General features: G+C 58.3%; 10 protein-coding genes and 2 tRNA genes. 5 read left to right on the plus strand and 7 right to left on the minus strand.

Features of this window, described 5'->3' with window-relative positions:
• Positions 1-96: 96 nt before the first annotated feature.
• The 6 genes from ald to QP891_RS11315 all read right to left on the minus strand — a co-directional run bounded on the left by ald (position 97) and on the right by QP891_RS11315 (position 7,163).
• A complete protein-coding gene (gene ald, locus QP891_RS11290; protein ID WP_284771296.1) occupies positions 97-1,188 on the minus strand; it encodes an alanine dehydrogenase in 1,092 nt (363 codons plus the stop codon).
• A 259-nt stretch (positions 1,189-1,447) separates the two neighbouring features.
• Positions 1,448-2,086 carry a DUF8185 domain-containing protein gene (locus QP891_RS11295; protein ID WP_284771297.1) on the minus strand — a complete coding sequence of 213 codons (639 nt, stop codon included), beginning with the start codon at positions 2,084-2,086 and terminating at the stop codon, positions 1,448-1,450.
• Between the two features lie 42 nt (positions 2,087-2,128).
• Positions 2,129-2,542, minus strand: a complete 414-nt coding sequence (locus tag QP891_RS11300) for an acyl-CoA thioesterase (protein WP_284771298.1) — start codon at positions 2,540-2,542, stop codon at positions 2,129-2,131.
• A gap of 12 nt (positions 2,543-2,554) precedes the next feature.
• A complete protein-coding gene (gene ettA / locus QP891_RS11305; RefSeq protein ID WP_284771299.1) occupies positions 2,555-4,225 on the minus strand; it encodes an energy-dependent translational throttle protein EttA in 1,671 nt (556 codons plus the stop codon).
• Positions 4,226-4,334: 109 nt separating this feature from the next.
• The gene (locus tag QP891_RS11310) at positions 4,335-4,919 is read right to left on the minus strand and encodes a single-stranded DNA-binding protein (RefSeq protein ID WP_284771300.1); all 585 of its coding nucleotides are present in this window, start codon (positions 4,917-4,919) and stop codon (positions 4,335-4,337) included.
• Between the two features lie 192 nt (positions 4,920-5,111).
• Positions 5,112-7,163 carry a bifunctional copper resistance protein CopD/cytochrome c oxidase assembly protein gene (locus QP891_RS11315; protein WP_410763500.1) on the minus strand — a complete coding sequence of 684 codons (2,052 nt, stop codon included), beginning with the start codon at positions 7,161-7,163 and terminating at the stop codon, positions 5,112-5,114.
• Positions 7,164-7,229: 66 nt separating this feature from the next.
• On the opposite strand from QP891_RS11315, the gene QP891_RS11320 reads away from it, so the two are divergent.
• The 3 genes from QP891_RS11320 (at position 7,230) to cmrA (ending at position 9,192) form a co-directional block, all read left to right on the plus strand.
• The gene (locus tag QP891_RS11320) at positions 7,230-8,153 is read left to right on the plus strand and encodes a LysR family transcriptional regulator (RefSeq protein WP_284771302.1); all 924 of its coding nucleotides are present in this window, start codon (positions 7,230-7,232) and stop codon (positions 8,151-8,153) included.
• 40 nt (positions 8,154-8,193) lie between these two features.
• A tRNA-Arg gene (locus QP891_RS11325) sits at positions 8,194-8,267 on the plus strand.
• Between the two features lie 124 nt (positions 8,268-8,391).
• On the plus strand, positions 8,392-9,192 hold the full coding sequence (gene cmrA / locus QP891_RS11330; RefSeq protein ID WP_284771303.1) for a mycolate reductase: 801 nt from the start codon (positions 8,392-8,394) through the stop codon (positions 9,190-9,192).
• On the opposite strand, the gene QP891_RS11335 is transcribed toward cmrA, so the two are convergent.
• Positions 9,189-10,733, minus strand: a complete 1,545-nt coding sequence (locus tag QP891_RS11335; RefSeq protein ID WP_284771304.1) for an alanine/glycine:cation symporter family protein — start codon at positions 10,731-10,733, stop codon at positions 9,189-9,191. The genes cmrA and QP891_RS11335 overlap by 4 nt on opposite strands.
• 161 nt (positions 10,734-10,894) lie before the next feature.
• Between QP891_RS11335 and orn the strand changes: the two genes are divergently transcribed.
• Positions 10,895-11,536 (plus strand): oligoribonuclease, encoded by a 642-nt coding sequence (gene orn / locus QP891_RS11340; RefSeq protein WP_284771305.1) that lies wholly within the window; start codon positions 10,895-10,897, stop codon positions 11,534-11,536.
• A 49-nt stretch (positions 11,537-11,585) separates the two neighbouring features.
• Positions 11,586-11,661, plus strand: a tRNA-His gene (locus QP891_RS11345).
• The last annotated feature ends 77 nt before the right edge of the window (positions 11,662-11,738 follow it).

Here is an 11,738-nt window from a genome sequence, read left to right on the forward strand (position 1 = left end):
CCGCGTCAAAAAACTAACTGGACTCCGAGTCCAAAAAGTCAATGGACTCCGAGTCCAAAAAGTCACTAGACATCACAGGCTAGCGCTAGCAACTATCTAGTCCTGCCAGTCGAATGCCTGGCGTACCGGCTCGGATACCAGCTTGCCGCCGCGGGTCATGACGCCGGAGCGCAAGCCTGGGAAGCGCTCGATTGCGGCATCCAGGTTGTCGTTGGCTACCGCGCGGATATACGGCAGCGTCGCCGAAGCCAAGGCGCGGGCCGAGGTATTTGCCACCGCACCAGGCATATTGGCCACGCAGTAGAAGAGGGTGTCGTGGACCTTGAAGGTCGGCTCGTCGTGGGAGGTCTTGCGCGAGTTCTCGAAGCAGCCGCCTTGGTCGATGGCGACATCGACAAGCACTGCGCCCTCCTTCATCTTCTTCACGGTCTCCTCGCGGACCAGCTTTGGTGCCGCCGCACCTGGAATCAGTACGGCGCCAATGACGAGATCGGCCTCCTCCAACTCCTTATCCAGCGTGGACGGATCAGAGATCAGGGTGCGCACGCCGCCGGCGTACTGGTCATCAAAGCGCTGCAGGACGTGCGGATCCACGTCCAAGACCGTGACCTCTGCGCGCAGACCGTGTGCCATCGCAACGGCGGACGCGCCTACCTGGCCACCGCCGATGACCACCACGCGCGCAGGCTGGGTGCCCGGGATACCGGAGACCAAGAGGCCGCGGCCGCCCTGGGTGGACAAAAGGTGGTGTGAACCCTCAATGACGGCCAAGCGCCCAGCGACCTGGGACATAGGGGTCAAAAGCGGCAGGGTGCCGCGGCGGTCCGTAACGGTTTCATAAGCAATTGAGGTCGTCTTCGATTCCGTCAGCGCCTCCGTCAGCGGGCGATCCGCTGCCAAGTGCAGGTAGGTAAAGACGGTGAGATCCGAACGCAAGTACTGGTACTCGGACTCGAGCGGCTCCTTTACCTTCAGCAGGAGCTCGGCCTTGGCCCACGTCTCGTCTGCAGAATCAACGATGGTAGCGCCAGCCTCTACGTACTCCTCATCGGGGAAGGACGCGCCTACGCCTGCGCCCGTTTCGATGAAAAGCTCGTGCCCATCAGCAACCAAGGTCCGCACCTCAGTTGGGGTGAGGGCAACGCGGCTTTCATTATTCATGATTTCTTTAGGTACAGAAATGCGCACGGAGGTTCTCCTTCATGTGTTGGTTACAGAGGCGAAAATTTACTTCTCGCTGTCAGGTTAACGCAGAATGCAAAGGAGAATATAAGTTTGTGTATATTTCACGAACGGGGGGTGACAGCAATAATCGCACTTTCCCCGATACCGCAGTGTATAGGGTTAAAAATCCACACCCGGAAAATAACTACCACCCCCGACTATTGGGTTATAGATATTACTTACTGTCTGTTTTGGGCGGTAAGATCCCAGATTCGGGGAGTGATTACAGGACCGATAGCCGCGTGGAACGGTAGATGCTGCCAAACGGTGCATCAAGGCGCACCCACCGGCCAAGACTCGACACTCGCAGGTGCCGCGGAATATCCATGGAGGCAGAGAACCCCGGAATTAGCCCCAAGTTGGTGCAGGCAAAGATCATCCGCATCGGGATTTCCACCGTCTGTCCATTGCCTTCAACCGTGACCACGGTCTGATTAAGCAAACTGGGTGGCGGGCCCATGGGACCGGAAAACTCCCGGGTCAGCTTTTGACCTTGGTCCGAAAGGTCGCGAACCACCGCCACCGGCAGGGTATCCACCACGCTAAAGCCGGTGGCCGGGGGCAATGCGCCCGGCCACGACGCATCGCGAGCTGGGCCGAGTTCCATAATGCCGGTGCCATCGTGTTCCGCGAGCTGTTGCTCCAGCGTCTCCGCGGACACCACTGCCCCATCGCGGGAGACAACCCCCTGCACCCGCCGGGAGGCGACGACCTCGAAGGGGGTGGTGACGAAGGCATCGACGACGTCATCGGCAAGCTGGCGCAGGCGCACCGACGCATTCGCGTCTACCCCAACTGCGCGCGCAAGAAGGGCCCGTAAGCCAGGTCCTCCGCTGCGAACTTCAAACGACTCGGTGACCATGGCTAACGGGCCCTACCTTTCTTCATGTGCCTAGTGCGCCACTTAGGAGGCGCTCATCTGCAGAATATCCTTTTCCTCATCCGTAAGCGGGCGCGGGGTGTGCTTCTTCTTGTCAATGACAACCTGCACACAGTTCACAGTGGCCGCTACCTCCCCAGCAGCGGTCTTGACCTGCTGGGTCGTGGTAAAGGATGACGAACCGATCTGGGAAACGGAGGTTTCCACGATGACGTGGGCATTGCCCTCAAAGGGAATGGGCCGCATATAGTCCACGTCGAGATGACGCACCAAGGCCATGAAATCGATGCCCTTGGCATAGATATTCTCCTTGGCAAAAGCCAAGCGTGCTTCCTGGGCAACCTCAATATAGTTGGCGTTCATCATGTGGCCGTACATATCGAAATCGCCCCAGCGGGTGGGCACTTGGTGGGTATGCGCGTTATCGGTCGCCATCATTCTCCTCAGGAATTATCGGGTGAGCTTGCGGTGAGTTACGCGAGAAGGACGGGCGGCGTCTTCTCCCAGACGCTCCACCTTGTTCTTCTCATAGTCACCAAAGTTACCCTCAAACCAGAACCATTGCCCCTCGGCAACGTTGCCTTCCCACGCCAAAATGTGGGTACAGGTGCGGTCCAAGAACCAGCGGTCGTGGGAAATAACAACGGCACAGCCAGGGAATTTCTCCAAGGCGTTTTCTAGCGAACCCAGGGTTTCGACGTCCAAGTCGTTGGTTGGCTCGTCAAGAAGGATAAGGTTGCCTCCCTCTTTCAGGGTCAGCGCCAAGTTCAAGCGGTTGCGCTCACCACCGGAGAGCACCTTCGACGGCTTTTGCTGATCCGGGCCCTTGAAACCGAAGGCGGAAAGGTATGCGCGCGATGGCATCTCATTTTGGCCAACGTGAATATAATCCAGCCCGCCGGAAACGACCTCCCACACGGTAGCCTCTGGGTCGATATTCTCGCGGTTCTGGTCCACGTAGGACAGCTTGACGGTCTCACCGACCTCAACGGAGCCATCATCCGGTTCTTCCAAACCGACGATGGTCTTAAACAGCGTGGTCTTACCCACACCGTTCGGGCCGATAACACCGACGATGCCGTTGCGCGGCAGGGTGAAGGAAAGGTCCTTAATCAGGGTTCGATTATCGAAGCCCTTGACCAGGTTCTTCGCCTCGACAACCTTATTGCCCAAGCGCGGCGGCGTAGGAATCTGGATTTCCTCGAAGTCCAGCTTCTTGTACTTCTCCGCCTCGGCAGCCATCTCTTCGTAGCGCTCCAAACGCGCCTTGTTCTTGGCCTGGCGAGCCTTGGCACCGGAGCGTACCCATTCCAGCTCGTCCTTCAAGCGCTTGCGCAGCTTGGCGTCCTTCTTACCGGCAACCTGGAGGCGCTCTTGCTTCTTATCCAGGTAGGTGGAGTAGTTGCCCTCGTACGGGTACAGCTTGCCGCGGTCCACCTCACAGATCCAGCCTGCCACGTGGTCCAAGAAGTAACGGTCGTGGGTGACGGCCAAGACGGCACCTGGGTAATCCGCCAAGTGCTTTTCCAGCCACTCCACGGACTCGGCGTCCAAGTGGTTGGTGGGCTCGTCCAAAAGCAGCAGGTCCGGCTCCGTCAACAGGAGCTTGGCCAAGGCCACGCGACGGCGCTCACCACCGGAGAGGTTGGTCACCGGGGCATCGGAAGGCGGGCAGCGCAATGCTTCCATTGCCTGCTCGATCTTGGAATCAACCTCCCATGCATCGGCAGCATCCAGGTCCTCTTGCAGCTTGCCCATTTCTGCCATGAGCTCGTCGCTGTAATTGGTCGCCATTTCTTCGGCGATTTCCTCGAAGCGCTGCTTCTTTTCAAAGATATCGCCGAGGCCCTCCTCGACGTTGCCGCGCACGGTCTTTTCTTCATTCAGCGGCGGCTCCTGCTGCAGGATGCCCACGGTAGCGCCCGGGTCGAGGAATGCCTCACCATTGGAGGGCTGATCCAAGCCGGCCATGATCTTCAGAATGGAGGATTTACCGGCACCATTGGGGCCGACCACACCAATCTTGGCGCCCGGGTAGAACGCCATCGTGACATCATCAAGGATGACCTTATCGCCAATTGCCTTGCGCACGTTTTTCATCGTGTAGATGAATTCGCCCACTTTTACCCCTTTGCAAAAATTTGGGAGACGTATTTATCTACACAAACACTACATCAGAATGCGCGCCTAGGTGCCTCGGGTCGGGCGAACCCGAGGCGGATGGCTGGCGCTATGCATGCACGGTTTCGGCGGTCTCCTCCTCTTGCGTTGCTACTTCCTCACTGTCCTGGGCTGCCACGCTATTTCCCGCTTGGATGCGGTCTGCAGCGGTATCTCCCGGCGCGGAGTTATCCACGTCGGGCTCAACTTCGTTATCACCAAGCTCCGGAATAGCGATGTTTTCCTGGTTATATTGCGGCGCCAAGCGTTTTGCACCAATGACGTGGCGGTTTAGGTCCAAGCCCACATACTGTGCCTTGATAAAGGTGCGGTAGTGGTCCTTGCCCTCATCATCGCGCCACTGATCGGAGACGATCGAGCCGCAGACGAGCAGTGGCATCCCTTTAGCCAGGGATTTCTTGACGTTGATGGCAAATTGGTTCCACATTTCCACGTCAATAAAGAGGTGGTCTACATCGCGCCACTGCTGCTGGCCGCGCTGGTTCTCCGCCTCGGTGCCGGTATCGGCGGGACGGTCAGGAACGCGCCGTGAGGATGCGATGCGCAGTTTGGTTTTATATGCGCCGGTCGAGGTCTTGGTCAAGATCGGGTCTTGGGTAAGGCGGCCGGTGAGCATCACTGGGCATTGAGACATGGTGCTGAAATTCCTTTACTAGGTTGTGAGTTCGCGAGTGGTATGTCCCTCGCTCGCCTTCACATCCTGCTGCCGCAGCGCAACCCGCACCATGCTATGACCATCAGCGCTGTGGATAACTTGTTGTTCTCTTCAACAAAGTGGCGCCAGGATGGTCACTTTCGGGTGAGTTTTCCACAAGTGGCCGGCTATTTAGTGCCCGCGGAACCCGCTTTCATCGCCGTGGCTCATATTCTCCAGCATCGCGTTATAGCGGGCGAGCTCAGCGTCATCGTCCGCCTCCGCCTGCACGTCGTGGCGCCGTGCGGTCGCGCGGTCATCGCGCAGCCAATCCAAGAAGAGCTTGCCAAAGACAATGACCAAGGGGAATTGGCCAAAGCCCCAGGCGATGCCCCCACCCACGCGCTGATCCTGCAACAGGTCCTGATCCCAGGGCAGCTCGAGGTACTGATAAAAGTCGAGGCCAAGCACCGTTTGCAGCTGCATCAGGTACACGCCGGCGAAGAGGTGGAAGGGCATCGACAAGAAAAGCATGCCAAGGCGGAAGGGCGTGGAATGGCGCTTGGGCAGGGGATCTGGGCCGATGACTTCCCAGAAATAGAAGTAGCCGGAAATGAGGAACACGTAGTTCATGATGAGGTGGCCGGCGTGCTCCGAAATGGCGAATTCGTACAGGCTCGGAAAAAGATAGAGCACGTAGAGGAAAAAGAGGTACTGCGCCAAGTTTACGAAGGGATTGGTAATGACCCGCACGAACTTAGATTGGGTCAGCGCCAAGGCATAATCGTGCGGGCTCGGCTGGCCTTTCGGTCCCGGCTCGTAGGCCTCCATGACCAAGATGATGGGCGCTCCTAGCACCATGAGCAGCGGAATGGTCATGGACAAAATCATGTGCACCAGCATGTGGATGGAATACATAGCTGGCATGTACAGGCCGAGGCCGGTGGACATGACGAGCGTAAGCCCCAGCGAGCCGACCATAAACCACGCGGTGCGCCCCTTCTCCCAGCTCAACCCGCGCTTATGCACGCGGTAAACGCAATAGCCGTATGCCGCGGCCAAGAGCAGGCCAATCGTGCCAAACATGATGTCAAAGCGGAACATCGTCCAGATATTGAATACCGTGGGCGCCTCATGCAGGTTATAGCCCATAAGGATCTGCATGGAGCTCAAGTTCGGATCCCGCGGTGGCGGCGGCACGGTGCGCCCCAAGGTGATGGCTACGCCAATCGTGCCCGCCATGACCGCGAGCTCCACGATGGCGATGCGAATAAAGAGCCGCGGGTTTTTATCCAGCTGCGGAATGGTGAGCTCACGATGGATAAGCCCCATAATGCCCAGCAGAATGGTGAGCACGAATTTGGTAATCAGGATAATGCCGTAGGGTGATTGCGGCAGGTCCGAAATATCCATCCGGATGAGCGTATTGACCAGGCCGGATACCGCCAGCACGACGATGGCCATGAACGCGATGGTGGAATAGCGCTTGACCGCAAAGGCGAGATTCGGGCCCAAGCGCCGGCCGTGCGCGATAAGCGCCATGAGGCCGCCTACCCAGAGCATCACAAATACCAGGTGCCACAGCAGCGAGTTCGTGCCGTAATCGTGGTCGCCGCCGGTCGCGGAGTGGCCTTCAAGTCCGATGGGGACTACTTGCAGGATGGACAGCAACAGCAGGACCGGCTGCATGGCCCAGGTGCGACTGAGTCTGCCAATAATTCCCACGGAAAGGGCGATGAGCACCGCAATCCCCCACACGATGGTGGAGGAAATTTCCGTAAAGGCCATTTTCAGAATGGTCAGGTTAAAGACCTTAAAAAACGGCGTGCCGGTCAGGTCCGACATGATCATCGGGATTTCTACCAGCCCCACGGCCGCAACGCCGAAGGCCGACCACGTACCGGTGCGGGCGGCGATATGGCCGTCAACCGATAATGGTGCCCCGATGAGGGAATCGTTCTCGCCACGCGGAGCGATGAGAAACGACGAGGCCAAAAAGGAGCCCACAGAAAGCGCCATCAAGAGCCACGCCAGCCCACGAAACAGCGGCAGGCCAAAGGTGGTAATCCGCCCAGGGTCCGGAATGCCCAAGGCAGCCAAGGAATCCGCCAATAAGAATAAGGAAATGAACCCGGCAACCAAGCCAGCAAAAAGCATTGCTGCAATAAAAATTCCCCAGGAAGGACGGGGTTTTTGCGTTCCAGACTGCGTGCTTTTGACCAGCTTATTGACCATAGCTCGCATTCTATAGGGCCACCCTAATGCAAAGCGAACGCATATTTTTCCCCTGGATATGCCATGATAGAGCCTATGGACACCCGTCAACTTCTTTATTTCCGTGCCGTTGTAGACAATGGGTCCTTTACCCATGCCGCCGCAGCCCTCGAAATGACACAACCCTCCCTGAGCCTTTCCATCCGCAAATTGGAAAAGGAGCTCAATACCCAGTTGCTGTCCCGGGGTCGTTCGGGCGTAACTACCACGGAGGCGGGTGATTATGTCTATGACACCGCCCTTAAGGTTGATGCCCTGCTTGCCGATGCCCAGCGCCACATCAGAGAAATCACCGGCGATAACGCCAATACCGTCTCCCTGACGTCGTGCCCCATTTTGAACTGGGAATTTACCCCTTCCATCCTCTCCGAGCTCACCGAAATCCACCCCTCGGCTCGCATTAGCTTGGATGATTCCACTGCGGCCACCGCCGTTAAGCGACTATTGGAGGGCCAGGTGGACCTCGCGCTCTTGCCGACGTCCGACCCCAAAGCCTTCATTCGCCGCTACTCCCCCGAGCTGACCATCCACGACGCCGCCGAGTTCGATTACACCCTCGCGGTGCCAGAAAGCCTGTCGCACCTCCCCTCCCCGATCTCCTTGCGGGACTTGCGCGAGGAAACCTGGCTGGTGCCTCCCCACTGCCGCGAGCTTCCCGGCATGGCAGAGCTCTACGATGAACTGTGGGAGAACCACCCCTCCTACAAGCCGAATCACATTCAAGACGTGACATCGCTGCACGCTGCCATTCCGATGATTTCCAGTGGCTTTGGCATCAGCTTCATGCCACGGTGCGCCCCCGCGCTGCATCCGCAGGGCATCGCTTCGCTAACGGTCAAAGAGGAACTTCCGCGGTTCCACGCCATCGTGGCGTACCGCTCCGACCGCGAACTGACCCCAGCCGCCCAAGAATTGGTCGGTATTTTGCGCACGCACAATTCCGCCCGCCCCCTGGCTTAGAAATCACCGTGGCCGTGGGCTAATATGAGTGTGCTGTCCAGCCCCCATAGCTCAGCGGATTAGAGCAGTGGGTTTCTACCCCATGTGTCGCGGGTTCGAGTCCTGCTGGGGGCACCGTGTGAAGTCTCGAGGCATCGTTCCTTTAAGCTACGATGCCTCGCGACTTTTTTCGCAGCGTGCCGGCTTTTTGTCTACGCTGGGGTCTTTAGTACCTAGCCACCCTTCGAAAGGCTCGACAATGTCACTTCCGGCACCATCCCGTACCTCCTATGCCCTAGTTACGGGCGCTAGTCAGGGCATTGGAAAGGCGATGGCCCACGATTTCGCGGCAATGGGCTATAACGTCATCCTCGTTGCCCGGCGCGGCGAAATCCTGGAAGGCATCGCCGCAGAGCTTGAGCGCCGCCACCACATTGAGGCCATTGCCTTGCCCGCGGATTTGGCCACCGATGAGGGAGTCGAGGCAGTCATTGAAGCCATCTCCTCCAAAGAAGTCTCCATCCTGGTCAATTCCGCCGGCATCGCCAGCTTCGGCCCCTTCATGGACCAAGACTGGGGCTACGAGTCCTCCCAATTCGCCCTGAACGGCACCGCCGTGCACCGCCTGACCCGCGCCGCATTAAAACACATGCTCCCGCGGCGCACGGGCGCTATTTGCAATGTGGGCTCCACGGCCGGCAATATCCCCATTCCCAATAACGCGACCTACGTTTTTACCAAGGCCGGGGTGAATGCGTTTACGGAGGCGCTGCACTATGAGCTGAAGGGCTCTGGCATCAGCTGCACCTTGCTTGCTCCTGGTCCGGTGCGCGAGGCCACCATCGCCGAGGAAGACCAGACCATTGTGGATAAGGTCGTGCCCGATGCGCTGTGGACCACCTATGAGTCCTGTTCCCAAGAGACCATCGCGGCCATGCAAAAAGGCCAGCGACGCGTGGTCCCTGGCCCCTTATCAAAGGCGATGAACGTGGTCAGCAAGATGCTGCCGACCCCCGTCATCGCACCGCTTATCGGGCGGTTTTATTCCCAGATGGGTTAGCTTTCAGTATTCTTGCCGGCTGCTTGACTACCGGCCACTTGTGCCGCCGCGCGAGCATTTTTGCGGTCCACCCAGAAGTCCGCATTCTTGATGCCCACCGCTTCTGGGTCGAATTCCGGATCCTTGCCCGCCTTCTTTTGCTTCTCGTAGTCCTTCAGGACCTTGAGCGCCGGCACCTGCAGGAAGAGGATGGCGATGATATTTAGCCATGCGGTGGTGCCCACGCCGATATCGCCCAGCGCCCAGGCCGAGCCCGGAGTCGTGGTAGCACCCACGATGACCGAGACGATAATCAGGATGCGCAGCGCCCACACCAGGCCGCGGCGAATCGGGCGAGACTTAACCCAACGGTTGAAGTAGGTCAGGTTGACCTCGGACATGTAGTAGTACGCCAGCACGGTGGTAAACGCGAAGAAGGCAATGGACACGGCGATAAACGTCGGGCCCCAGCCAGCAAAGACGCTATCGAGGCCGGATTGGACGAAGCCGGGGCCGACCGCGACGTCATCTGGAAGCGAGCCCTGGTAGACAACCTCGCTATCCTCGGATTCGCCGCGGAAGACGGTGTACATATCCGTGGAGATGATCATAAACGCCGTTGCGGAGCAGACGAAGAGGGTGTCGATGTACACGGCGAAGGACTGCACGAAACCCTGCTTGGCCGGGTGGGAGACCTCAGCGGCGGCAGCAGACTGCGGGCCGGTACCCTGACCAGCCTCGTTGGAGTAAATACCGCGCTTAACGCCCCACATGATGGCCACGCCCAGCATGCCGGAGAACCCGGCCTCGAGGTTGAAGGCAGACTTAAAGATGAGGCCAAAGACCTCTGGAATCTGCGAGTAGTTAATGAGCATCACGACGATGGAGATGCCGATGTAGATCACGGCCATAAACGGCACGACCAGGGTGGCGAAGTTAGCGATGCGCTTGACGCCACCGATAATGATGATGGCCAAAATGCCGGCCAGGACTACCGCGGCCCAGGTGGAGTTAATACCCCACGCGGTATCGGCAGCCGCGGCCACAGCATTTGCCTGAATGCCCGGCAGGAAGTAGCTGGTCGCCAGAATCATGGCGATGGCAAAGAGGATGCCGTAGACCATCATGAATGGCGCGGCCTTGGTGTGCTTATACGCCTTTTCGATGTAGTAGGCCGGGCCACCGCGGTACTCGCCGGTGTCCTGGTCCTTTTCTTTATAAATCTGCGCCAGGGTGCACTCGATGAAGGAGGTGGACGAGCCCAAGAGGGCCACCGCCCACATCCAGAACACCGCACCAGGGCCACCGAAGGCAATGGCCGTGGACACGCCGGCGATATTACCCACGCCCACGCGGCCAGATAGCGAGACCATCAGCGATTGGAAGGAAGAAACACCGTCGTCGGATTTTTCGCCCTTAGAAATTTGTCGCAGCATATCTGGAATGCATCGGACCTGCAGGCCCCGCGTTACCACGGTGAAATAAACACCCGCACCCAAGCACAAAAAGACGAGGGCGGGCGACCAAATTATGGAATTGAGGGCATCGAGAAAGTTTGCCATCGAGAAACTCCTTAGTGATTCGCACCTCCCTTGTGAAGCACGATATAGAAAGTATGCCGTAAATCACTTCCCCGTGTCGGTAAAACGATAGGTAAATTTTTCTTTTCGCTTTATGGGATGCAGATCGGGGCGCGCGGAGGGCCCTGCCGGCCGGGGTTAGAATGGAACGCATGTCTTCTCCCGAAATCGCCGCAAAATATGATCGCCTCGTGTGGATCGACCTGGAAATGACCGGCCTCGACCCAGAGCGCCACGTCATCGTCGAGGTGGCCGCAGTCATCACGGACGGCAACCTCAACATCCTTGGCAAGGGCATCGATCTTGTCGTCCACGCCACCGAAGAGGAACTATCCCAGATGGATTCCTTCGTCACCGAGATGCACGCGAACTCCGGCCTCGATAAGGAAATCCGCCAGTCCACCACGACCATCCGCGAGGCCGAGGACGCGGTACTAGCACTTATTAATGAGCACTGCGAGCACCCCGCTCCCCTAGCAGGCAATTCCATCGCCACCGACCGCACCTTCATCCGCGCCTATATGCCGCGGCTGGATGAGGCGCTGCATTACCGCATGATCGACGTCTCCACCATCAAGGAGCTCGCTCGGCGCTGGCACCCGCGGGCCTACTACAACCAGCCCGATAAGGGCATGGCCCACCGCGCACTGCAAGACATCATCGAGTCCATCCGCGAGCTGGATTTTTATCGCCGCAGCGTCTTTCGCACCGACGAAGGCCCAACCTCCACCGAAGCCGAGGACCTCAAGGCCGAAACCACCACCGATTACCAGGCGTTTTTGTAATTTACGCGGCGTGAGTTAACCTATATCTCGTTGCTTTCGCGCAACGATGGTGGCTGTAGTTCAGCTGGTAGAGCACCAGGTTGTGATCCTGGTTGTCGCGGGTTCGAGTCCCGTCAGCCACCCCAATGTCATGAGTCGCGACATGCTTGACAGGTCAGTCGCGACATCGTTGACAAACCGGCATCTCAGTCGTTTTTGTTCT

The organism is Corynebacterium sp. MSK310 (assembly GCF_030227355.1).
Lineage (GTDB): Bacteria > Actinomycetota > Actinomycetes > Mycobacteriales > Mycobacteriaceae > Corynebacterium > Corynebacterium rhinophilum.